The organism is Fulvivirga ligni, from assembly GCF_021389935.1.
Classification (GTDB): domain Bacteria; phylum Bacteroidota; class Bacteroidia; order Cytophagales; family Cyclobacteriaceae; genus Fulvivirga; species Fulvivirga ligni.
On record NZ_CP089979.1, the window covers coordinates 4,790,648 to 4,814,219 of the forward strand.

Here is a 23,572-nt window from a genome sequence, read left to right on the forward strand (position 1 = left end):
AGACTACAGCGCGGATTTCTTAAACTGCTGAGCAGAGATGAAGCCTACAATGGCTCCTGCCAAATGAGACTCCCAGGAGATGCGGGCATCTACCGGCAGCACACCGTAGAAGATAGATCCATAAAAGATAAATATCAGTACGGATATAAACAGAGACTTAAAATCTCGCCTTAAAAAACCAAAGAAAATTAAGAAAGAAGCCAGGCCATAAACCAGACCACTGGCACCGATATGATTGTTAGGCCGAGCGAAAATCCAGACTAACAGATTGGTAAAGAAATAGCAATTGAGAAAAACCTTATTGGCAATGCGCCGGTAGGAATAAAATAGCACTACCCCTAAGAATAAGAGCGGAACCGTATTAGAAATGATATGCACTATGCCGCCATGTAAAAGCGGCGCAGTAGCAATACCAATAAGTCCCAGAAGTGTTCTTGGATGAATGCCAAAGGCACTCAACGGAAATCCGAATAAGAACTCCACACTGAAAACCAACCACATAAGGAACACTAATCTGATAGGCACTACGGCACTTCCGATAAGTGTTCTGTTATTGGTTCCCATAAATTTAGTGGGTTACTGAGGGGTCTTTTATCATTGAAAGACCAATTAATTTAGACTCTTCATAACCTACAGCCATGTATCCTAAGATACCTCCTGAAGCCTCAGCAATTTTCTTAGCCATGTCTCTAATGCTCTCATAAAACTCTAAAGCAAAACGAGTATCAAGCTTAGGAAGAATAGCATTTACCTTCTGTAGTTCTTTCACAATCTCAGCAGTACGTGATTCTACACCAGACGGCAACTGATTAATCATCACCTTCACTTTGTCTTCAAAGTCCTGCCCAACAATTTTGTAGTAGCTAACCAGGTCTTCTCTGGCCTTCACTAACTTTATCTTTGAAAGATTTACAGCCTCTCTTATTTCAGATTTATCAATGTTATTGTCTGCACCGGCAATAAGAATAGATACCAACACAGGCACTTTAAGCATTAAATCTGTCTCTTCCGCAGATAAGTTTTTAAATTCTTCTATCATTTTAAAACCAATTACATGTTTAATTCTAAGTAGTCAGACATAAATAGGTTTTGGGGCTCTGGCTGTAACCCACACTATTCATGTAAAAGTCCAAAGTAAACTAATTAAGAAATATATTAAACCATTGATTTAAAATTTCTGCCTATTTTTTTGGTGATCAGTAAAAAGAATTTTTGGTTTACCTTTATATTGCGATTGCGTTCTAAACCTTAACTATTTTTTTATGTACGAACAGGAACCGGTGAAAATATTTGTTGTAGAGGATGATCCTGCTTATACCAAATTTTTACAGTATGTACTTGGACTCAATCCTGATTTTGAAGTTACCAGCTTTTCTACAGGAAAAGAATGCCTCGATAACCTATATCAAAAACCAGCCATTGTTACTCTGGATTACTCCTTACCAGATATTCCAGGAGAAAAAGTTTTACAAGATATTAAGTCTTATGACAATAGCATTCAGGTAGTAATCATTAGTGCTCAGGAGAAAATTGGCACTGCCGTAGAACTCCTTAAACTTGGCGCTTATGATTATATCACCAAAGATGAAGACACTAAAAACCGACTGCTAAACACTATTAACAATGCTCGTCAAAACCAATCATTAATTAAAGAGATAGATCACCTAAAGCAGGAAATCTCTGAGAAATATGAATTTGACAAGAGTATTATAGGAAACAGCAGTGCACTTAAAAAAGTATTCAGTCTGCTTGAGAAGGCCGTTAAAACCAACATTACTGTATCTGTAACAGGGGAAACTGGAACTGGTAAAGAATTGGTAGCCAAGGCTATACATTATAATTCTAAAAGAAAGAAAAAGCAGTTTGTGGCTGTAAACATAGCCGCCATTCCATCTGAACTGATGGAAAGTGAACTGTTTGGCCATGAAAAAGGTGCCTTTACAGGTGCTAATACGCGTAGAATTGGAAAATTTGAAGAAGCTGAAGGTGGCACCATTTTCCTGGATGAAATAGGTGAAATGGACCTTAATCTTCAAGCCAAATTACTCCGTGTAATACAAGAGCGTGAAGTAACCAGAATTGGTGGTAACGAAGTAATTAAACTAGACATCAGGCTCATTGTAGCCACGCACAGAGATCTGGCAGAAGAAGTGAAGAAAGGAAACTTCAGAGAAGATTTGTACTACAGATTACTTGGGCTCCCTATTCAGCTGCCACCATTGAGAGATAGAGGTAAGGATGTAATCATTCTGGCCAAATACTTCTTACAGACATTTTCAAAGGACAATGGCCTGGCTTCACTAAAGCTTAGCTCAGCGGCACAGGAAAAGCTACTTAGCTATCCTTTCCCGGGTAACGTAAGAGAATTGCGTTCAATTATAGAGCTGGCAGCCGTAATGGCCAATGAAAATGAAGTGACCCCTGAAGACATCAATTTCAATAGCGTTTCTAAAGAGACTAACTTCCTTTTTGAAGAGATGAGCTTAAAAGATTACACTTTTAAAATCATCCGATACTATCTGGATAAGTATGACAATAATGTACTACAGGTAGCCGCCAAATTAGATATCGGAAAATCGACCATTTACAGATATCTAAAGGAAATGGAGGAAGAGGCGTATTAATCTATGGATTCTTTCAAATCATTAAAGCAGTATATAGAAAGCGGAGCCTTCTATAAAGCCGTGGTAGAAGATGGATCTGACATTATATTTATTGTAGACTATGATGGCCTGATCTTATACCACAACCCTTCTGTACAGGAAACATTAGGCCATGAACCCAATAGCCTAATAGGAGAAAATTTCTTTGATTACATAGAAACCCAAAATGTTGGTGCATTAAAAGCAGAGTTCAAGAAGAGTGTAACTAAACCTTATGACTCCAATATAGAATTCAGGTTTTTATGCAAAGACAAGAACTACAAGTATTTGGAATTCAACTCTATAAACCTTCATCATAAGGAAGGTTTAGAAGGGCTTATTCTAGATTGTAGAGATATCACTCAAAGGAAAAGAGATGCCGAGGAACTGCTTAGAGCTCAGAAAGCCAAAGAACAGTTCTTGGCCAATATGAGTCATGAAATCAGGACTCCTATTAACGGCATCGCGGGTATGGTAAACCTTCTTTTTGAAGCCAATAAAGAAGAAGACCGTGCTAAATACCTCAACGCCATAAAAAACTCTACTGAAAACCTTAAAGTCATCATTAATGACATTCTGGATTTATCAGTAATTGAGTCTGGCAAACTTCGCTTTGAGAAAATCGGATTTAACATTAAGTACCAGCTAGGTGCAGTGGTAGACACCTTCCTTTTTCAATCTAAAGAAAAGGGCATTGAGCTTAAATATGAGATTCATGCTGATGCCGATACTGTGTTATTGGGTGACCCTGTTAGACTTAATCAGATATTGATCAACCTGATCAGTAATGCTATTAAGTTCACCCACATTGGCGAGATCAATATTAATGTATACCTCTTCGAAAAGAAAGGAAAAACTCATTCTATTCGCTTCGAAGTGGCCGATACTGGTGTGGGCATCTCCAAAGAGAAAATAAAAAACATATTTGAGAGTTTCACTCAGGCAGATGAGAGCGTAACCAGACGTTATGGTGGCACCGGCCTGGGGTTATCCATTGTAAAGCAGCTGATTGAATTACAAAACGGTTCGATCACTGTAGAAAGTGAAGAAAACAAGGGCACTAAATTTATATTCACCATTCCTTATGAGTCTGGAAAGATTCAAGATCTGGTACAGCCATCATCTAAGGTGAAAGCTACACCTAAGCATTCGTTTAAGAATTTAAAAATTCTACTGGTAGAAGATAATGATATTAACCGCCTCTACGCGCTTAATATCCTTAAGAAATGGGAATGTGATGTAGATGGTGCAGAAAACGGATACATAGCCTTAGAGAAGCTCAGGAGCAATGATTATCATATTATCCTGATGGATATTCAGATGCCAATTATGGATGGCTACGAGGCCACCAAGAGTATCCGTAAGAATATGCCCGCCCCGAAGAATCAGATACCTATTATCGCTTTAACAGCCAATGCTATTAAAGGAGATAATGAGAAGTGTTTGGAAGTAGGCATGAATGATTACTTACCTAAGCCTTTTCAGCCAGAAGATCTTTATAAAACAATTTCCAAATTTGCTCAGGAAAATGGGCAGAACAATAGCACACCGGTACCCGACGAGGATATTACAGACCTCACATACTTAACCAGTATTTGTGATGGTGACAAAACCTTCATGAGGGATATGGTAGAAACATTTTTGCAGAACACCCCTCCTACCATTAATGAAATGCAAAAATGGATCAATAAAGCAGAGTGGTCTAAGGTCGGCAGCCTTGCACACAAAATTAAACCTTCCATCACCTTTATGGGCATTGAGAGCTTAAAGCCGCTCATTAAAAACATTGAAGAGTACGGTAAGGAAAATTATAAAACAGATCTAATACCTACTATGGTAGATGAGCTCTCAGAGAAATGCCAAATGGCATATAAAGAGCTTAGAAAAAATCTGGACACGAACCTAAAATAATCCCAAATTCATTACAAAATCCCAATTTGGGATTTTGTTTCATATTCAAAGCGACTTAAAATCAATTTTAAGCCGCTTTTTCTATTGGCACAACTTTGGGAACATATCAGGAAAATGGTTATCACTTATGAAAAAGAAAGATGACATAATATTTCTGATAGACTCCCAGAGTTACGACCGAAACATATTCGGACTTACTCTTGAGAAGGTGACTAATTGCAGGGTTTTTAACTTCTTTAGTTTCGAAGAATCCAAGCTTTACAGCGACTTGAAGCCAAGTTTGATTCTTCATGATTCTAATGAGTTACTACCTAATTGTTTCGAAGGAGTAGATTTCCTTCATATATCAAAAGACTTAATTAAGAATAGCTTTGCGCCTATTCATTTCAATAACACTACCATGCAAGAAGTTGCGCAGGCAGTGACGAAGATATTAAACTGATCACGTTGGCTAATTAAATATAGAAGAGCACCCTGAGTAAGGGTGCCTTTTTATTTTGTAGACATTTTCAATCCACCTCATTTTTAGTTATATTTTATCACAAATAATCTATATTAATTGCATCAATATTTTATTGAATGGATATTACATATTTTGGCCTAGCATGGATCGTTCTAGCTTTTTTCTGTGGTTATATAGCCAAGAGCTCTTATGGCAGACCCGCTATGCCATACGCCATATTCGCTTTGGTATTCAGTCCACTATTCGCATTCCTTATTCTCTTTATAGTTGGAAAGACCGATCAAAAGATCATGGAAGATAAAGAGCGCCTTGATGAACAACTAAAACAACAAGAAAAACAAGAATTTGACGATTGGATGAATAGCAGGTGGAGTGAGTGAGGGGAGTTTTATTATATGATTCAGAATTTACAATCCTTCCTAAACCTCTTTAAGTACAGGGAAGAAATCCTTAATTCCAAACACCCGTTCGGGCGCGTTTGAGCGCAGCGGTAACGCGTCCGATTCACCTTTCTTGTTATTTAATTATTAGAAAAACACTCATACTTTCAATATCAGGAAAGTCAATGGATTTTTGTGGTAAAAAGGGCTTGTTGCAGGTTGAGTTAATAGGTTAACCTGCAGTAGTATGCACGCGTTGAAAACAGTGAGCTAGCGGCTGATGACATACGCGGAACAAGGAGCGCCATAAAAATTATCAGCAAAAAAATAGAAGGTAAAATATTAATAAAATAAAAAAGCCACTTACAACTAAAATGTTGTAAGTGGCTCATTATCAAGTGATCCCGCAGGGACTCGAACCCCGAACCTACTGCTTAGAAGGCAGTTGCTCTATCCAGTTGAGCTACGGAACCATCACAATCTAACAAGGATTTTTAACTGGGTTACTTCCCCTTGTCAGCCCCTTATCGTTTAAGGTGGTGCAAAGGTAATATTCAAATTAAAAAATGCAAACTATACCGCGCTAATTTTTAAAATTATTTCAAAAAATTAATCCTTGTCTATTCTGACTGTAATATCGTGGGGAGCAACTTCATCTCCCCCGAAGTAAGGAAACAACATGTAATTAGATCCTGATTCACATACATATACTTTTGGAATCACAATTTCATTAGCATTATCTACAGTAAACACATATTTATCATCTACACTTACCAGCTTATATTCATGAGTTGAATTTAAATTTACGCTGGTGATATATTCGTAGCTTCTTTGACCATTGATATAGCAATAAGCAAGAATTTCTAATTGATCATTATACCATCTCCATCCAAACCTGGCGCTGTTTTCATGATGATGACTAGCACAATCTGAAAAGCCCATCAATTTATTAATGTCTGCCTGATTGGATGACTGTATCGTCTGATACACAGCAGAACTATCAAAAGTGGCCGTGAAAGAAAGTTCATTCCCTTCAAATGATTCAGGCAATCTGTTAGAACTATGAGTGCCCTCCTTTATTTTAAAAATCGAATCCCCCTGACTTGATACGGGATTATCCAGTTCAACTTCACATGCACCGAAAACTAATACCATTAAAGCACTATAAAATAGACCTCTCATATATTCTTATCTTAAAATTTTAAAATTTGATTTTTTTCTACCGAAGCGGACACCAACTCTTATGGAATACAGATTTCTGATGTTAGTTCCTTTAAAAGCCTCATCACGAGTAGTGGCCATCAGCCCTAAATTGCTGTCGCCCTCCACGTAAAAGTGGATAAATTCAAGCTCTGACTGTAATTGAAATTCCATGCCCAGTCCCAAAGACAAGTCTGTGACCTTTACAGCCCCCAGATACGGCTCCTGGCCTTTGGCCTGCTTTCTAGTACTGCGCTGACTCTCATCTATATAATGGCCATAAAACCTATAGTATCTTAAAGCAATACCTGTAGACACATAAGGCGAGAAGCCCGTTGGCTTTACACCAAAAGCCCTCAAAAAATATAGGTTGTTAGTAACGCCAAATGAATTCAAATTGACGGTTCGGGAGGTCTGAGCATTAGAATAATAGAGGCCCAGCATACTAACGGTTATTTGGTCAAAATCATTACCAAACATGAATGAGATGTCGCCTCCTTCTTCAAAGGCATCATAATTATGTAGTTCCTTAATGTTGCTCGTTATGTCTAAAGATCGCACACCGAACGAAAAGCCTATGCCCTTATACTTCAGTAATGACTGCGTACCTATATCTTCTTTTACATCCCAATAGATATCTTGCTGAGCTTGGGCAGAAAGCACCAAACCAAAAAAAATACCTAGAGCGCAAACACCTTTCATAAACCTTCTACCAGCCATATTTTCCTTGTTTTAACCTTTACAAAGGTGGCGATATAGGGGCGGCATTTTCTGAGGGCAGACCCTGAATAAAAAAAATCGGAAAATCCAGCAAATTGGCACTATGCCATTCTTGATTCCGTAATGGAGGGGCATTTTTCATTCCACCAAATGGAACAGCTTATAAAAAATTATGCCCTTAAACCAAAAGTCTAAGGGCATACCCTGAGCAGCACTACGGCTGCATCACGATCTTTTACTGATCATTCATCCTTTAAGCTTATGACAGGATTTGCCATGGCTGCACGCAATGATTTGTACCCCACAGTTACGATGGCGATAAGAAGCGTGAGTATGAGTGCTCCCACAAATAGCATTGGACCTAAATCGACCTGATATTGAAAGTTTTCCAGCCATGAATCCATCACATACCATGATACAGGCACGGACATCAAAAAGGCCAATAGGATTAGTTTGAAGAAAGACCAGGAGAACATGCCAATAATATTAAACACTGAGGCTCCCAAAACCTTCCTTACTCCTATTTCCTTTACTTTCTGATTCACCATAAACGAGGCTAAGGCAAACAAGCCCATACAACTTATAATGATAGCTATGGATGAAAAGAAACTGAAGATCTTCGCCATCTTACGTTCTCCTTCATAAAACTGAGCAATATATTCATCTAAGAAACTGCTAGAATAATCGTATTCAGGATAAAGTCCCTTCCAGATTCGTTCAATCTCCGGATTAACCTGCTGGAAATTAGCAACATTCACCTTTACAGTAAGCTGCCTGTAACTATTCATAGAGCTGTGAAGAACCACGGGAGTAACACCATCATGCAATGAAGTGGAGTTGAAATCGTCAATTACACCAACTACTGGCACATGGACACCGTGAACCTTCATCATCTTACCCAAAAACTCTTCAGCTCGGTCTTTATAACCTACATATTCCAAAAGCTTTTTCGTTACCAAAACTTCACTCACTGTGTCTGATGGATTCAAGTTTCTGCCTGCGATCAATTTTAGCTGATAAGTATCCAGATAATCTTCGTCTCCATATTTCATGGACGAGTAATATTCTTCCGGATCATCTCCAATGGTAAAGTCGCTTACGGAAATCGAACTTGAGCTGGGATTAGTATAGATTAGGCTAACAGCTTGAATATTAGCCAATTTTGCCACCTCTGCCTTCAGCGTTTTCTTTTTTGAAATGTCTCTTTCCGGTATTCTGATATTAACGAGTGCCTCTGTACTAAAACCTAAGTCCGTGCTACTCAAAAGCTCCATCTGACTCACGACCACTATGGTACCCACAATAAAAACTTGAGAAACAAAGAATTGAAAAACTACCAGACCTTTACGTAACGAGAATGCTCCACTGTGCTTGCTTGTTATCATATTTTTAAGTGCAAGGGCTGGTCTGAAATTAGACAGAACCAGCGCTGGGTAAAATCCAGCCAGCACCGTAATAAGTACAGAAGCAGTCAACATTTCAGCTATAAAAATGGGCTCACCCCATGGAACGTCAAGCTGTACTTGCATGAAGGGATTTACATACAATACCATTAACTCTGTAAGGCCTAGTGCTACAATCACTGCAACTATTACTAAGGCTAAGGACTCGCCCAAGAACTGTAAAACCAGCTGCGTTCGGGTTCCTCCCAAAACCTTCCTCACTCCTACTTCTCTAGATCGCTTCACCGCCACTGCTGTGGATAGATTAATAAAGTTAACGCAGGCAGTAAGGAGTAAGAAAACAGCGATAATAACCATTACCAATATCTCATTCTTACTGGTAGTAGAGTAGTTATAATTACTGTATCTATCATCAAAATGAATATCTGACATTGGCTGCAAATCATGTCTTTCCGTATTATTTTCATCATCTCCATAATATTTGATAGCGAACTGATCCAGCCTTGACCGATATTTATCAGGATTATCCTTTTCACCCAGAAGAACATAGCACTGGTCATCACTAGAAACACTGCCCCAACCATCTGCTAAAACGTCTTTTTTAATAGTGATGAGTGAAATAAATATATCAAAAGGCATATCGCTATGAGCAGGTGGGTCTGCCATAATACCGGTGATCGTCAGTGGTATTTCTTTTTTATAGACTACAGTCTGCCCCAGTGCCTCTTCATCAGGGAATAGCTTAGAAGCAGCTGATTCAGCAAGCACTACGCTGTTAGGTTTACTCAGGGCACTCTTCACATCACCTTTTTTCCAGTCCACCGTGAACAAATCAAAATACTCGGGTTCGGTATAAGCGACCCTCTCGTCTCTCAATTCGAAACTAACCGCATTGGACTCATCCGGATGAACCTTAAACAGGTCTACGCCATAATTACTTCTAACGAATACCACTTTCTCGAATTCTTGAAAATCTTCTCTAATGGCATCAGGCAGTGGACCTGGCACGCCTGGAGTATAGTCCATCTCACCCCCTGCCCCTTCAGACCTGTTGACTATGCGATAGATTCTATCTTTATTTTCCTGGAAATCATCATAGGTATTTGAATAATCTGCCAACATGAGTAGAACCAGGCAGCAGGTGATGCCTAAAGAGAGCCCCAGCACGTTGACGATAGTATAGAGCTTATTCCTAAACAGGTTACGAATAGCCGTTTTTAAATAGTTTCTGACCATGTTAATAAATATATGTTGTTATTCGTTTTTGAGTATTTCAACTGGATTATAAAGAGCAGCTTTTACTGCATTAAATAGAATAGTGACCTGTGTGATCACCAGGCAAACAACCAGAGTAATCACAAAATATTGCACACCTATACTGATTCTAACACTATAATCACTGAGCCAATTATCTAGAAAGAAATAGGAAATCGGCGCGGCAATAGCAAATGAGATCAATACCATCACTATGAAATTTCTGGAGAGCAATGTTACGATTTGAACAGCTTTTGCACCCAATACTTTTCTTATTCCTATTTCCTTTAAGCGCGTGTTCACCATGTAAGACATAAGACCCAGCAACCCAATAACACCTGTGAAAAGAGCCACAAAGGTGAATAGCATAAAAGTATTGGCCGTCTGTCTTTCTGCTTTGTAGAAGTTTGCAATCTTATCGTCAAGGAATTTATATGAGAATATGTACTCAGGGAATTGTTCCTCCCATAAGCTTTTTACTGAAGCCATGGTTTCATCCATCTGGGAGGAATTGACCTTTGCAGTACCTAAATTAAAATGCTGCTTTTGACTCCACATGGCCAATGGCTTCTGATCATATTGAAGCGGCATAGCACTAAAATCTTCAACTACCCCAACCACAGGGCCTTTAGCTCCCCATACTTCTATTTCTTTCCCCAAGAAATCACGAGGATCATCGAACCCAAAAGACTTTGCTAAGCTTTTTGAAACTAAATACTTACGAACAGAATCTTGGACAGATAGATTATGCCCTGCTATTAGTTCAATATCATACGTCTGCAAATAATCATCATCTATAGATTTTATTTGCACATCATGATTTTCAGCGTCCATAACGGCAACACCACCCCAGGTATTCTCTGATGCTGCTCCTGTATTTGAGAAGGTAATATTCTGAACACCAGTCAATTGACTCAACTTAGCTTTAAACTCACTATATCTCATCAGATCAGAGTTGGGTATACTAAATTCAACTAGGGCCTCTGAATCAATACCAATGGGAGTAGAAATGAAATGCCTGACCTGACTAGTAATTACCACCACAGCCATGATCAACGCTTGAGTTATGCATAATTGCACAACGATTAGCGATTGCCTAAAAACAACACTTCCTGTGTGACCCACTAAGGAATTTTTCAACGCCTTTATTGGTGTAAATTTTGAGAGCACCAGTGACGGATATACGCCTGCTGTTAAGGTAATAAGCATTAAAAATATGAACAGCGTTAAAATCAACTGCCATGAAAAAACCAACTCTGGAATCTCATAACCTATTATCTCATTGATCTTAAAAGACAGCAACTCTATCACTCCCAAAGCTATAATCATGGCAGTGAGGGTAATGAAAAATGTTTCAAAAATAAATTGAATAAAAAGAGAGCCTCTACTCCCACCTAAAACTTTACGTACTCCCACCTCTTTGCTACGCTTTACAGCTATGGCCGTATTTAGATTAACGAAATTAATACACGCGGCTATCAACAGTAAGCACCCTACAGATAATAAGGTATAGATACTTTTTTTGGAGGTACCAAGACCAGTGAAGTTATAGTAGTCTTGATTATAATGAACGTCATTCAAAGCCTGAATATCCAGAGTTATCTCTTTGGGATCATCCTTGACATGCTTAGCAATGTAGTCAGATATTTTATTTGAAAAAGCTGCTGCATCAACGTTAGGCTTTAATTTAAGAAAGCATTGTGTACTAGACGAAGTGGCAGTCCAGTTTCCCTCCCATATTCTAAAGTCTGCCCCTACATCAAAAGAAATGAACATCTCAAAAGGCAGATCAGAATTCATGGGCGGATCCTGAATTATACCTGTAACGGTAACATCAAAATAGTTCTCTATATTTAGAACCTTACCCATTGCCTGCGTGTAATCACCGAAGTACTTATTGGCCATACTTCTAGATAATACCACAGAGTTTTTACCAATCACCACTTTTGACGGTTCGCCATAAAGGAATGTGTAATCAAAGATTTCAAAATAGTCAGGATAAACGAATGCCTGCTTTACAGGATCTTCCTTATATTTTATCTTTTGTCCATCCTGCATAACGTTAATGAGACCAGAAACCTGATTGTTATCCACCATAGACATCAATTCGATCTCGGGAAAATCCTCCTTAAAAGTGAGCCTCAATGGAAAAGGAATGCCGCTGTCCTTGTCCATTTCATCACCAATGCGCTCCTCAGTAACCAATCGATAGATGCGATCCGAATCCTTATGAAAGTTATCATAACTCAGGTGAAATGAGGTAATCATGAAAATCATGAGGGAAGCACTAATGCCTATTGCCAGCCCTACGATATTAATAAGAGCATGACTCTTATTTCTCAGCAGCGTTCTGAGAGCAGTTTTGAGAATATTATTGAGCATAAGGAAATGGATCTGGTAGAATTCAATATACCTAAAAACATTTCAAAGCTGGTGCCACAAGAAAAAATAGCTTATAAATGCCATTTTAAGCAACATTCAAGCTATAACCGTATTATTTTCGTTACATTCAACTGTATCGATATTGATACAAAAAAAGGCTACCAAGATGGTAGCCTTTTTAATAAAGAGTCTGATATTATCAGTCATCAATATCAATAGAAATATTTTTATCGTCTGCCCTGTCAACTTGATAGTAATAATAATAGTTTCCATCCTCAGAAGACGTATAGAAATAAATATCAAAATAGATTTCAGATGGCATAGTCACAGAAGCTCTACCATCTTCGTCTGTTGTTGCCTTAACCCCAGCTTCTAACTTTTCAGAAAAATTATCTAAATTATTATTTTCCTCTGTTCGCTGAAGGAACAACAATTTGACATTGCCTTCAATATCTGAGCCGCTATAAGTAGTTACATTTAAAGTACCCATATAATCTTCTGTATCAAGAGTAACATTCTTATCACTACCAGAGAGAACCTGCAAAACTTGAGAGATTCTATACTTTAAACCACCTTGAGTGGTTTCTGCTTCAATAAGGTATGAACCCGAGTTTAATAAACCAAAGTCCACCATACCGTTTTCATCAGATACAGCTTCATCCAAAACTGCATCTTCACCCAGCATTGGATATAGTTTGAAACGTACATCTGACACTGCTGCACCTTGGTGGTTTAATGTGATAGCTAATGTTCCACTATCTCTGAGATTAACTTTAATGTCCTTGGAATCATCATTACAAGCTATGATAGATATAGCTAACAGTATTATTATATATAATTTTCTCATTGCTAATTTTAAATTGAGTCTACGTAAACAGTTTTATAAGTGATATAATCAGGATAAAGGAAATAAGAATTTAAGTATTCAGAATCACCATTATCGTTATAATAGTAAATATCATATGAATAACCCCCTGGCAGATTTTCCACCAATAGTTTACCATCAACATCGCTTACACCCTTAATTCCACGCTCTAAAAGCTCTGAGAAGTCCTTAGTGGTAGAACCATTCACTCTCTGAACTACTAAGATTTTAGCATCTGCAATGATGTCTGCAATAAAATCATCTGAACGCACTGTTAAATTTAAAGTCCCATTATAGAGTCTACTGTTAATGTTAACATCCAAATCCCTATCCACACCAGCGACAACCTGAACCGCCATCAGATGATCATAAGTCTTGTATTTCAAATTACCTGAAGTAAGCTCCCACATGGCATAATATGAGCCAGACTTCAATTCGCCAAAGTCAACTAGCCCTTCCTCATTAATAGATTGGACATCAAGCAATGGCACATCGTCGAAATCGTTCTCCAGATCAGCTGGATAAAGCTTCACTACTCCATCTGTTACTGGAGTTCCATCCTTATCAGCAAAGTGTACTCTCAAATTACCACTATCCCTAACAGTAACATCAAACTCTTCATCCTCTTTACATGACCATGCGAAGATGACCAAGACAAGGAATAAAATCATTTTTCTCATCATAATAGTTAAAATTTCTATAGATTTTTTATAAGTCTGCAATGATAGTAGAAAAGTTATTAAATTAAAAACACTTATTTTATATTTTGGATTTAAAAAATAAACAGGTGTTTTCCAATAATTGACTCTTAGAGCTAACCCAACAAAAAAGGGGCGTCAATTGACGCCCCTTTAAAAACTTGTCTATAATTCAAATGAATTCAATGCAGTTCTACATCACTCTTCCTTCAAACTCTTCACAGGGTCTACCACAGCTGCTTTGATAGATTGATAACTCACCGTAAGCCATGCTATGGAGAGAGCTGATAGACCGGCAATGGCAAACACCTCCCAGCCAATTTCGATTCTCATTACAAACTGCTCCAACCATTTACTCATGAGCCACCACACTAAAGGGATAGAGATGAAAAGTGATATTAGTATAAGCTTGGAGAAATTGCTATTTAGCAGAATTACTATCTGTGCAATGGATGCACCCAGTACTTTCCTCACCCCTATTTCTTTGTTTCTTTGGGCAGCCATAAACGATGCTAATCCAAATAATCCAAGACAAGCAATTAATAGGGCTAACACTGCAAATACACTGAACAGTAAGCCCAGTTTCTGCTCACTTTGATATTGTTCTGAGATGCTTTCATCCAGGTATACATAATCCAATGGCACTGATTCAGAAAGCATGTTCCAGTTATTTTCCAACGAAGCAATCACCTGCGGTAGACTTTTAGGATCATATTTCAGGGCCATTAGTCTATTGTCATTAAATAGATTTGCATCATTATGGAATATGGCTAATGGTGCAATTTGAAATTTCACCGAGGCCATATTAAAATCAGACACTACACCTATCACATGAAACTCCACGGATTCAAAATACTCCACTTTTTGTCCAAGAACATTCTCAAGATTCCAGCCAAAAGCCTTCATAGCCTTCTCATTGATAACGATTCCTGACTTATCTGATGGGTTAGATTTTACGAAATTTCTACCGGCTAACAGTTTCATATCAAAGAGTGGCATATAATCTTCATCGCCCTTTACAGTAGCTAAAGACATCTTTTTATCTGGCTCCCCCTCTTTATAGAAAAGATCTTCAAGCGCATAGGAACTATTCCCGCCCATTACACTGCCAATAGAAACCTCCTTTATTCCGGCTACTTTTCTCATTTCCTGCTTAAAAGCGTTCATTTGATCGTGTAGCTTGTCCACCTCTTTTACTACTATTATATGGTCTTTATTCAAGCCTAAATCAGTATCCTCACAATATTTTAATTGCTTATAGATTACAGCCGTACTAGCCACCAGAATTATAGCAATACTAAACTGACAGATAACCAATATATTACGCAACAATGAACTCTTAGCTCCACTGGCCACGCTTCCTTTTAATACTCTGGCTGGCTGAAAAGAAGTAAGGTAAAATGCCGGGTACAGACCTGCCAATAAGCCAAGTACAAGAGGAAGCAGCATCACCATGGTTAAAATCCGTGGATCTGTAAATATGCTGGTGCTCATATTGATTCCCAGATAGTCTACCACTGAAAATCTTAATAGCTCAGCCAGACCTAAACCGATGATGGTGGCAATTGTACTTAACATCACTGATTCCAATAGAAACTGCCTTACCAGGTGGGCTTTACCTGATCCTAACACCTTTTTCACGCCAATTTCTTTGGCTCGATTTGCGGCACGAGCGGTAGTAAGGTTTACGAAATTGATTCCCGCTAAAAACATAATGAAAATGGCAACTGTACCAAAGATATATACATAAGTGACGTCACTTACCGGCTCTATATTACCACCTACTGATGAGTTTAAATGGATATCTTCTACCGGCTGCAATACGAAATCTAACTTCCCTTTTTGGCTTTCAAAATCAGCCATTGAAATACCTAGTCTATTAAAGGCATCCATAGCATATTTATGAGCCAGGCCATGCATTCCTTCCTCTACCTTTGGAACATTATTTTTGATTCTAACATAAGTATGCATCTGTGTCCAAATCCAGCTCCACTCAAATCTTTTCACGGCAGGGTTAGTAGGCATTGACAAGAGTAAGTCGAAATGAAAATGGGCATTTGTAGGTTGCTTCTCTGTAACACCTGTTACTTCCACCGGCATCTTCTCATCGCCTAGCAGAATGGTTTTACCTACTGCTGACTGCTCACCAAAATACCTTTGCGCTGCTTCTTTGGATAGCACTACAGAATTGACCTGACTCAATGCCTTATCACGACTACCCTCTAATAGCTGAAAACCGAAGAAATCAAAGAAATTAGAATCGGCAGCCAATATATTATCTTCTCTAAATGAACTGTAAGTGCCTCCCTGCTCAACATTAACTATGGTTGCTGTGGGTGTATTGATTCGTACAGCAGCCTCTACTTCAGGAAATTCAGATAACATGGCATCAGCCACGGGAGGTGGAGTACGACTCATCCAGCCGCCTTCAGGATCCCAGATGTTAGTTTGATTTACCCTATATATCTCATTCCCATTAGGATGGAAGTTATCATAACTCAACTCATGCAGCAGGTAAATGCTGATAAGCAAAGACACCGCCACACCCACGGATAACCCCAGTATATTCAGACCAGCGTAAAACTTATGTCTTAAAAAGTTTCTTATGGCTATTTTGAAATAATTCTTAATCATTGTTGATAGAGTTTAGTTGGGACCTTATTCGTCTTTTAGCGCTACTACAGGGTTAGCCACAGCCGCTTTTATGGACTGAAAACCTACGGTGAGAATGGCTATTACACCATTTATTAAAATGCCGGCCACAAAATATAGCGGTGATAATTCAATTTTATAAGCAAAGGATGAAAGCCAGCTATTCATAGCCCACCAACTTATAGGTGCAGCAATGAGAAAAGCTATTAACAACAAGATGATATACCCTTTACCGAACAGTAAGAATATGCTTGAAACAGAAGCACCCAATACTTTTCTCACCCCGACCTCTTTAGACTTCTGGTTCACTAAAAAGGACACCAAGCCAATTAATCCTAAACACCCGATGGCTATAGCTATACCTGAAAGAATTTTAAAGAGATTATAAATAGTTTGTTCTGACTCATAGTTTTTACTGAGCATATCATCTAAAAATTCATAGTCATACACATACTCTGGGAATACTACCTCCCAGCTTTTCTCAATGTGTGCCATAGCAGCAGGTAAATTATCTCCGCTAATCCTAATCCCTCCCTCAAAGTAAAATGGAGGAAACTGACACATAATTAACGGCTCTATTCCTGCTTCTAGGGAAGCCATATGAAAGTCCTTTACTACCCCCACTACGGGAGCATTGATGCCATTTATTCCAAACTGGATTTTCTTTCCGATGGCCTCTTCAGGACTAGTGAAGCCTATTTTCCTGGTCATACTTTCATTTACTATCAGCTCATACCCTTCCTTGCCTTTTTGAATATGGGTAAACCAATTTCCGGCCACTAGATCCAAACCGTAAGTATCTTTGTAATCTATATCCACTGCTTTTATCTGAGCATTCATATTTGAATCATCACCCTCTGCCTGAAAGTTAGAACTCAAACCGTTGTTAGAAGTGGGTGCTCCAAGAGCAAATGACACACTGCTAATCATATTATCTTTAAGCAATTCACTTTTGAATGTCTCCAGCTTTCCTTCATCTCTAACTGGCAATGAAAGTGTTACTATCTGATCTTTCTTAAAACCCAATGGCTTGCTATGGAAATAATCCATCTGACTGGCAATGACCAGGGTAGCGATAATCAGCACTTGAGAAACCACAAACTGGAATCCCACCAGGCCTTTTCTTAAGAACAAAGAGGTGCTATTCACATCAGTGATTTTGGTTTTTAATGCTTTAGCTGGCTGATATGAGGCCAATATCATTGATGGGTACAGGCCAGATAACAATGTTACTACTAGTACTAACCCTATATAAAACACTATAAACTCAAACTGTGTAACAGCACTGATACTCAGAGAAATATCCATATAATGATTTATAAATGGCAAAGTTCTCTCTACAATACCCAAAGACAACAGGGCGCTGGTAAGAGTAATTAAAAATGCCTCTGATAAATACTGTAGGGAAAGCTGACTTTTATTGGCACCAAGCACTTTTCTCATCCCTACTTCCTTAGCTCGCTTAATGGCCAGCGCCGTAGAAAGATTAATAAAATTGACACAGGCAATAACCAAGATAAAAATACCAATAGATCCTAGTACCCATATATAAGTACTGTCCATAGTGTAAGTAATATTATCCTCGACAAAGCGCTGATTAAAGTGAATGTCTTTCAAAGGCTGCAAAAAATATGTAGTTTCATTATTTTTCGAAATAGGCTTATACTTATCTCTTAAAGCTATTAACCCCTCATTGATTCGGCTTTCAGATACATTTTCAGGGAGAACTACATAGTTATAAATGCCACCATTAAAGTCCCAACTAAAAATATCCAACCCTACAAACTCCGCTGACAGCGTAGGAAATGACACAAGCATTTCAAATTGGATATGAGAATTAACCGGCAAATCCTTCATAATTCCCACCACTTCTACATCTTCGGTTTGATTCAATCTGAAGACTTTGCCTAATGCATTTTCACCATTAAAATGGTCTTTTGCTAAGGATTCTGTTAAAATTACTTCACCTGCAGTGCCAAGTAAAGTTGCTTTACTAGAGGCGATTATTTCAAAATCAAATACATTAAAAAATGCAGAGTCTGCAAAAGCGATATCACTTTGAGTCCACTTATCTCCATTATATAATATCTGATAATCAGTGGGTTGAAAAAGTTGTGTAACGTGCTTCAGCTCAGGCAAATCATTTCGAATAGCTTCCGCCATTGGTGATGGTACAGAGCCTTCATAATCCAGCCCTGAAGAATTTTTACCCTTTGTAACTACACGATAAATTCTGTCTGCCTTTGTGTTGAAATCATCAAAGCTCAACTCATTACTGATAAATAAGAATATGACGATGCAAGTGCTGATACCTACAGTGAGCCCCACAAGGTTTATCAGGGCAGATAAACGATTTTTTAAGAGACTTCTGAAGGTGATTTTGAAATAGCTTTTAAACATGCTGATGTAGTTTAATTCTGTTAATGACCACCATTATCTTTTCAATACAAATACCATAATTTTAAATCATTGATTATCAATTAGTTAATAATCAAATTTAAATTTAGTGTATCATAATTGATACACTTCATTGTTTGTTTATGATACACTTTACTAAGTTTATAAAACAAAAGCCATTAGCCATGAAAGCACAAGGTAACATTTTGATAGTAGATGACGATATTGATGTTTTAGAAACTGCAAGAATGTTTTTAAAGCAGGAATTCTCATCTGTAGACATTGAACAAAATCCTGAAAAGATTTCAGGACATTTTGAGCGCAAGGACTATGATGTGGTGCTTCTAGATATGAATTTCAAAAAAGGCATGAATGACGGTGCTGAGGGATTCTTCTGGCTCAATGAAATCCTAAAAATGGACAATGATGCCAGTGTGATCCTGATCACGGCCTACGGCGAGGTAGATCTGGCAGTAAAAGCCATGAAAGAAGGAGCTACTGATTTTGTGCTTAAGCCATGGAAAAACCAGAAACTACTGGCCACCATCATGTCAGCCTTGAAACTGCGGGAATCGAGAAAAGAAGTGGTACGCCTTAAAGAGTCACAGCAATCCAGCACACGATCATCGGGCGAATTTGAGAATTTAACAGGTGAGTCTGCTGCTCTTCAACGAGTGAAAGACCTGATTAAAAAAGTAGCAGCCACTGATGCCGACGTTCTTATCCTTGGTGAAAACGGCACCGGTAAAGAAGTGGTAGCCAGAAACATACATCAACACTCGAATAGAAAAGATGAAGTGTTTGTGCATGTAGACTTAGGTGCTATAAGTGAGACTTTATTTGAAAGTGAGCTGTTCGGCCATGTAAAAGGAGCTTTTACTGATGCTCGTCAGGATAAGCCTGGCAGGTTTGAGGTAGCGCAAAAAGGCACCATCTTTTTAGATGAAATTGGCAACCTGTCTCTTCCTCTTCAAGCCAAACTACTCACCGTACTACAAAGCAGAAAAGTAAAGAGAGTTGGTTCTAATAAAGACATAAATCTAGATGTGAGACTCATCTGCGCTACCAATATGCCTCTTAATGAAATGGTGGCAGAACAGACCTTTAGACAGGATTTGCTCTATCGTATCAATACAGTTGAAATAAGAGTGCCGTCATTAAGAGAAAGAAGGGAGGATATCTCTTTGCTCGCAGATCATTTTCTTAAAATCTTCAGCCATAAATACCACAAAAAGGGCATTAAAATAGCCACCAGTACTCTGGAAAAACTTAAAAGTTATCCCTGGCCGGGGAATATTAGAGAGCTACAACATGCGGTAGAGAGAGCGGTCATCCTTAGCGAAACTGATAGCATAGATAGTATTGAATCATTTATATCGGTACCGCATCATCCCAGCAGCCTGCTGGCAGAGGATAAAACACTGGATGAAATGGAGAGGGATTTCATTCTTCAAACACTGGAGCGCAATAATGGCCATGTCACTAAAACAGCAAAAGTGCTGGGCTTAACGCGCACAGCACTTTATAGAAGAATGAATAAACATGGCATTTAAGGCATAAACTGAAGACATACCGGTGTTGGAATTTCTGTTTCCACACCTATATCTATCAGCTCACCTGTTTCTTTATCTATCTCAAAAGTTACCACGTTGCTAGAATTTTGATTCGCTACTAGCAAGAATTTACCAGTTGGGTCTATCACAAAATTTCTTGGTGCATCACCTTTAGTAGGTTGGTGACCCACCAGGCTTAATTCACCAGTTTCCTCGTTTATCTTAAATATGGCGATATTATTAAACTTACCTCTGTTGCTGGCATAAAGAAATCTACCATCAGGAGTAATGTGAATATCGGCAGAACCTGCATCTACACCTGTAGTGTCCTCCACGGCAGGTAAGGTCTGGAATGATCTTAATTCACCATTATCTGCAATATCAAATGAGGTCACTGTTCCTTTAAGCTCATTGATAGAATAAGCTATCTTTTTAGTAGGATGAAATGCCAAATGCCTTGGTCCTGATCCGGCTGGCAGTTTCGTTACAAATGAGCTAGCTTCAAGGCTATCTTTGCCTTCATCCAGTCTGTAGGGTATAATCTGGTCGATGCCCAGATCAACCGCATAAACAAATCCATTTTTTATAGGCCACACACTGTGTGCATGAGCTGATTCCTGACGGGCAGTTGTACCTGAACCTTCATGCTGTACATGCATTTTACTTTCCAGGCTACCATCACCAGCAATAGTATATAAAGCCACCACACCATCTACATAGTTAGCAACTAAAACATATTTACCTGATGGGTCTGTGGTAATAAAACAAGGTGCTTTACCTTCCGAAGACACGTGATTTAATTCCCTTAAAGTACTGTCTGCCTCCACTTTATACGCATATACTGAGCCTGTAGGAACACTATCATTACCTACAGTTTCACTCACTGCATACACATAATCTCCACTACTGTGGATAGTTAAGTATGAAGGATTCACTATGCCACGGGTGGTAGATATTTTTTCTAATTTACCTGTGTGCATATCTAATTCATAGAGATAAATGCCCTCTGCTTTGCCGTCTACATGTCCCTCTTTTCGGGTATATGTACCTACATAAAGCAATTTTTTATCGGGTTTACTTCTCATGGTTGACAGGCTATCTTCCTCTATTTCGTTTTCATCTTTACTTGCTGGCTTCTGACAGCTCACAATTAAAAACAAAAGAATTAATGAGTATATGGTTGGTTTTAACATTTTTGTTAAACTAATTTTAATTCCGGTCTAAATATAACTATTCCTCTTAGATTTCCTTGTAAAAATACAAGGTGAACTGTCTAACCATTATTTGAATAGTTATATAAGACACAGTTATTGGGTACAGTTTATTAATTAGATGCAATTTTATAAAACCTTCAGTTTCAAAGTCATTATTCGGCTGATTTTATTATTAGTGGTAATGGTTGCCTTTGCAAAGATCTTTGGCGATAAGCGATTATTCTTCAATCACATCATTCTCGCTTGCGTGCTAATAATTCAAATATTTGAACTACTTCGCTTTCTCAACCAAACCAATAAAGAGCTGGCAAAGTTTATTTTATCTATAAAACATCAAGATTTCAGTGCATCTTTTAATCGATCTCCGGCCACACACTCTTTTCAGCAGCTTAACCATGCTTTTAATGAGATCATTTTAAGCTTTAAAGACACCAAAATGGAGAAAGAAGGCCAGTATCATTATCTCCAAACCGTGGTGAGTCATATCAATGTTGGCATTCTCTCCTTAGAAAATGACACCAGCATTACCCTGATGAATAAAACCGCAGAAGATCTACTGCAAGCTACAGGCATTAAAAACTGGAAGATACTGAAAGAAAAGCACCCAGAATTTGTGAGAGAAATAGATCAAATGCACATATCAGGAAGAAAGCTGATCAGTTTGGAGGGTGAGAATAACAGAACCTTATCTGTAGAAGTGAACACCATGCAGCTCCTCGATAAAACCTACAAGCTCATCACTTTTCAGGATATTAAAAATGAAATAGAACAGACTGAGATTGAAGCATGGCACAAACTTATCAGGATTTTGACCCACGAAATCATGAATAGTGCTACACCTATTTCCTCACTTACCGAAACCATGCTAGGCATGCTCACTTCCGACGGAGAGCAGAAAAAGCTTGAAGACATTGACGAAGAAACCATTGGCGACCTTCGCTTTTCATTAAACACCATCCAAAAAAGAAGTGACGGCATGCTTTCTTTCATAGATGATTATCGGAAGCTCACTAAGGTGTCTAACCCCAGGTTGGAAGAAGTGCATATTCAGGAGCTATTTCAGGATATTCATCTGCTCATGAAAAAGCAGATGGAAGATAACCACATCGCATTACATATTAGTTGTGAGGTAAGTACGATCAATCTTGATAGGCATTTGATGGAGCAGGTGCTGATCAACCTGATCACCAATAGCAAACATGCACTGGAAGGAATAGAAAATGCAGAGATTCATCTCACGGCTCAATATAAAATGGGAAAAGCCTGCATCGAAGTTACTGATAATGGTAGCGGCATACCTAAAGTGGAGCTTTCACAGATATTTGTGCCATTCTATTCCACTAAAAAGCAAGGCTCAGGCATTGGCCTTAGCCTTTCTAAGCAGATTATGCATTTGCATGGAGGTTATATAAAAGTGGCCTCTGAAGAAGGTAGAGGCACTTGCATCAGCTTATACTTTAAGGGTTAGTCAGTCAGCTGTTGATCAATAGATTTGGTAACGGCTGATTGAACATCGCCAGTATGTGCGGTACTTTTATTTTCAATGAGCATAATCTTACACTCTTCCTCAGCAGAAACACGATGATTCACGCCCTTCTTCACAATATACATATCTCCTTCCTTCATGGTGAAACTCTCCTCTCCCTCTACTTCAAAAAGAAGGCTTCCTTCTATAACATAGAACATCTCATCTTCATCCTTATGATTATGCCATGGAATGTCTTCACCCTTGATTTTGGCTAATTTCACATAAACATCATTTATTTCTCCCACCACTTTGGGAGAGAAGTAATCATGAATGCTTTCAAATTTCTGTTTAAGGTTTATCATTTGTTCAC

Annotated in this window: 19 protein-coding genes and 1 tRNA gene; 7 read left to right on the forward strand and 13 right to left on the reverse strand. The window is 38.4% G+C overall.

Annotation, left to right across the window (positions count from 1 at the left end; translation table 11 throughout):
• Window positions 1-3 precede the first annotated feature (3 nt).
• Together LVD16_RS19930 and LVD16_RS19935 are read right to left on the reverse strand one after the other, a co-directional pair.
• On the reverse strand, window positions 4-564 hold the full coding sequence (locus LVD16_RS19930) for a rhomboid family intramembrane serine protease (protein WP_233770051.1): 561 nt from the start codon (window positions 562-564) through the stop codon (window positions 4-6).
• Between the two features lie 4 nt (window positions 565-568).
• A complete protein-coding gene (locus LVD16_RS19935; RefSeq protein WP_233770052.1) occupies window positions 569-1,039 on the reverse strand; it encodes a hypothetical protein in 471 nt (156 codons plus the stop codon).
• 223 nt (window positions 1,040-1,262) lie between these two features.
• Between LVD16_RS19935 and LVD16_RS19940 the strand changes: the two genes are divergently transcribed.
• From LVD16_RS19940 to LVD16_RS19955, 4 genes are all read left to right on the forward strand, one after another.
• Window positions 1,263-2,624: a sigma-54-dependent transcriptional regulator gene (locus tag LVD16_RS19940; RefSeq protein WP_233770053.1), complete on the forward strand. Its 1,362-nt coding sequence runs from the start codon at window positions 1,263-1,265 to the stop codon at window positions 2,622-2,624.
• 3 nt (window positions 2,625-2,627) lie between these two features.
• Entirely contained in the window at window positions 2,628-4,553 is a 1,926-nt protein-coding gene (locus tag LVD16_RS19945; RefSeq protein ID WP_233770054.1) for a PAS domain-containing hybrid sensor histidine kinase/response regulator, read from the forward strand.
• 127 nt (window positions 4,554-4,680) lie between these two features.
• Window positions 4,681-4,995 (forward strand): hypothetical protein, encoded by a 315-nt coding sequence (locus LVD16_RS19950; protein ID WP_233770055.1) that lies wholly within the window; start codon window positions 4,681-4,683, stop codon window positions 4,993-4,995.
• A gap of 137 nt (window positions 4,996-5,132) precedes the next feature.
• The gene (locus tag LVD16_RS19955) at window positions 5,133-5,396 is read left to right on the forward strand and encodes a hypothetical protein (protein WP_233770056.1); all 264 of its coding nucleotides are present in this window, start codon (window positions 5,133-5,135) and stop codon (window positions 5,394-5,396) included.
• A gap of 399 nt (window positions 5,397-5,795) precedes the next feature.
• On the opposite strand, the gene LVD16_RS19960 is transcribed toward LVD16_RS19955, so the two are convergent.
• The 5 genes from LVD16_RS19960 to LVD16_RS19980 all read right to left on the reverse strand — a co-directional run bounded on the left by LVD16_RS19960 (window position 5,796) and on the right by LVD16_RS19980 (window position 12,355).
• Window positions 5,796-5,869 (reverse strand) — tRNA-Arg (locus LVD16_RS19960).
• Window positions 5,870-6,005: 136 nt separating this feature from the next.
• On the reverse strand, window positions 6,006-6,578 hold the full coding sequence (locus tag LVD16_RS19965; RefSeq protein ID WP_233770057.1) for a hypothetical protein: 573 nt from the start codon (window positions 6,576-6,578) through the stop codon (window positions 6,006-6,008).
• 6 nt (window positions 6,579-6,584) lie between these two features.
• The gene (locus LVD16_RS19970; protein WP_233770058.1) at window positions 6,585-7,316 is read right to left on the reverse strand and encodes a hypothetical protein; all 732 of its coding nucleotides are present in this window, start codon (window positions 7,314-7,316) and stop codon (window positions 6,585-6,587) included.
• A 242-nt stretch (window positions 7,317-7,558) separates the two neighbouring features.
• The gene (locus tag LVD16_RS19975) at window positions 7,559-9,955 is read right to left on the reverse strand and encodes an ABC transporter permease (RefSeq protein WP_233770059.1); all 2,397 of its coding nucleotides are present in this window, start codon (window positions 9,953-9,955) and stop codon (window positions 7,559-7,561) included.
• 18 nt (window positions 9,956-9,973) lie between these two features.
• The gene (locus tag LVD16_RS19980; RefSeq protein WP_233770060.1) at window positions 9,974-12,355 is read right to left on the reverse strand and encodes an ABC transporter permease; all 2,382 of its coding nucleotides are present in this window, start codon (window positions 12,353-12,355) and stop codon (window positions 9,974-9,976) included.
• A 6-nt stretch (window positions 12,356-12,361) separates the two neighbouring features.
• On the opposite strand from LVD16_RS19980, the gene LVD16_RS19985 reads away from it, so the two are divergent.
• Entirely contained in the window at window positions 12,362-12,574 is a 213-nt protein-coding gene (locus tag LVD16_RS19985; RefSeq protein WP_233770061.1) for a hypothetical protein, read from the forward strand.
• Here the strand turns inward: LVD16_RS19985 and LVD16_RS19990 are convergent.
• The 4 genes from LVD16_RS19990 to LVD16_RS20005 form a co-directional block, all read right to left on the reverse strand.
• Entirely contained in the window at window positions 12,555-13,202 is a 648-nt protein-coding gene (locus tag LVD16_RS19990) for a hypothetical protein (RefSeq protein WP_233770062.1), read from the reverse strand. The two genes, LVD16_RS19985 and LVD16_RS19990, sit on opposite strands and share 20 nt — an antisense overlap.
• Window positions 13,203-13,210: 8 nt before the next feature.
• Complete coding sequence (locus LVD16_RS19995) at window positions 13,211-13,903, reverse strand: hypothetical protein (RefSeq protein ID WP_233770063.1); 693 nt, start codon at window positions 13,901-13,903, stop codon at window positions 13,211-13,213.
• Between the two features lie 213 nt (window positions 13,904-14,116).
• Window positions 14,117-16,552, reverse strand: coding sequence for an ABC transporter permease (locus LVD16_RS20000; RefSeq protein WP_233770064.1), 2,436 nt, complete (start codon window positions 16,550-16,552; stop codon window positions 14,117-14,119).
• Window positions 16,553-16,576: 24 nt separating this feature from the next.
• On the reverse strand, window positions 16,577-18,970 hold the full coding sequence (locus LVD16_RS20005; RefSeq protein WP_233770065.1) for an ABC transporter permease: 2,394 nt from the start codon (window positions 18,968-18,970) through the stop codon (window positions 16,577-16,579).
• Between the two features lie 182 nt (window positions 18,971-19,152).
• Between LVD16_RS20005 and LVD16_RS20010 the strand changes: the two genes are divergently transcribed.
• Window positions 19,153-20,520 carry a sigma-54-dependent transcriptional regulator gene (locus LVD16_RS20010; protein ID WP_233770066.1) on the forward strand — a complete coding sequence of 456 codons (1,368 nt, stop codon included), beginning with the start codon at window positions 19,153-19,155 and terminating at the stop codon, window positions 20,518-20,520.
• Here the strand turns inward: LVD16_RS20010 and LVD16_RS20015 are convergent.
• The gene (locus LVD16_RS20015) at window positions 20,517-21,668 is read right to left on the reverse strand and encodes a lactonase family protein (protein WP_233770067.1); all 1,152 of its coding nucleotides are present in this window, start codon (window positions 21,666-21,668) and stop codon (window positions 20,517-20,519) included. The two genes, LVD16_RS20010 and LVD16_RS20015, sit on opposite strands and share 4 nt — an antisense overlap.
• A 184-nt stretch (window positions 21,669-21,852) precedes the next feature.
• Here LVD16_RS20015 and LVD16_RS20020 point away from each other — a divergent pair, with 184 nt between their 5' ends.
• Window positions 21,853-23,202 (forward strand): sensor histidine kinase, encoded by a 1,350-nt coding sequence (locus LVD16_RS20020; RefSeq protein ID WP_233770068.1) that lies wholly within the window; start codon window positions 21,853-21,855, stop codon window positions 23,200-23,202.
• Here the strand turns inward: LVD16_RS20020 and LVD16_RS20025 are convergent.
• Entirely contained in the window at window positions 23,199-23,564 is a 366-nt protein-coding gene (locus LVD16_RS20025) for a cupin domain-containing protein (protein ID WP_233770069.1), read from the reverse strand. The genes LVD16_RS20020 and LVD16_RS20025 overlap by 4 nt on opposite strands.
• Between the last annotated feature and the right edge of the window lie 8 nt (window positions 23,565-23,572).

What these genes read in the sequence shown, in the direction of transcription:
- LVD16_RS19930 (WP_233770051.1), bottom strand. Translation starts at nt 564, where the DNA reads ATGGGAACCAATAACAGAACACTTATCGGAAGTGCCGTAGTGCCTATC.
- LVD16_RS19935 (WP_233770052.1), bottom strand. Translation starts at nt 1,039, where the DNA reads ATGATAGAAGAATTTAAAAACTTATCTGCGGAAGAGACAGATTTAATG.
- LVD16_RS19940 (WP_233770053.1), top strand. Translation starts at nt 1,263, where the DNA reads ATGTACGAACAGGAACCGGTGAAAATATTTGTTGTAGAGGATGATCCT.
- LVD16_RS19945 (WP_233770054.1), top strand. Translation starts at nt 2,628, where the DNA reads ATGGATTCTTTCAAATCATTAAAGCAGTATATAGAAAGCGGAGCCTTC.
- LVD16_RS19950 (WP_233770055.1), top strand. Translation starts at nt 4,681, where the DNA reads ATGAAAAAGAAAGATGACATAATATTTCTGATAGACTCCCAGAGTTAC.
- LVD16_RS19955 (WP_233770056.1), top strand. Translation starts at nt 5,133, where the DNA reads ATGGATATTACATATTTTGGCCTAGCATGGATCGTTCTAGCTTTTTTC.
- LVD16_RS19965 (WP_233770057.1), bottom strand. Translation starts at nt 6,578, where the DNA reads ATGAGAGGTCTATTTTATAGTGCTTTAATGGTATTAGTTTTCGGTGCA.
- LVD16_RS19970 (WP_233770058.1), bottom strand. Translation starts at nt 7,316, where the DNA reads ATGGCTGGTAGAAGGTTTATGAAAGGTGTTTGCGCTCTAGGTATTTTT.
- LVD16_RS19975 (WP_233770059.1), bottom strand. Translation starts at nt 9,955, where the DNA reads ATGGTCAGAAACTATTTAAAAACGGCTATTCGTAACCTGTTTAGGAAT.
- LVD16_RS19980 (WP_233770060.1), bottom strand. Translation starts at nt 12,355, where the DNA reads ATGCTCAATAATATTCTCAAAACTGCTCTCAGAACGCTGCTGAGAAAT.
- LVD16_RS19985 (WP_233770061.1), top strand. Translation starts at nt 12,362, where the DNA reads ATGGATCTGGTAGAATTCAATATACCTAAAAACATTTCAAAGCTGGTG.
- LVD16_RS19990 (WP_233770062.1), bottom strand. Translation starts at nt 13,202, where the DNA reads ATGAGAAAATTATATATAATAATACTGTTAGCTATATCTATCATAGCT.
- LVD16_RS19995 (WP_233770063.1), bottom strand. Translation starts at nt 13,903, where the DNA reads ATGATGAGAAAAATGATTTTATTCCTTGTCTTGGTCATCTTCGCATGG.
- LVD16_RS20000 (WP_233770064.1), bottom strand. Translation starts at nt 16,552, where the DNA reads ATGATTAAGAATTATTTCAAAATAGCCATAAGAAACTTTTTAAGACAT.
- LVD16_RS20005 (WP_233770065.1), bottom strand. Translation starts at nt 18,970, where the DNA reads ATGTTTAAAAGCTATTTCAAAATCACCTTCAGAAGTCTCTTAAAAAAT.
- LVD16_RS20010 (WP_233770066.1), top strand. Translation starts at nt 19,153, where the DNA reads ATGAAAGCACAAGGTAACATTTTGATAGTAGATGACGATATTGATGTT.
- LVD16_RS20020 (WP_233770068.1), top strand. Translation starts at nt 21,853, where the DNA reads ATGCAATTTTATAAAACCTTCAGTTTCAAAGTCATTATTCGGCTGATT.
- LVD16_RS20025 (WP_233770069.1), bottom strand. Translation starts at nt 23,564, where the DNA reads ATGATAAACCTTAAACAGAAATTTGAAAGCATTCATGATTACTTCTCT.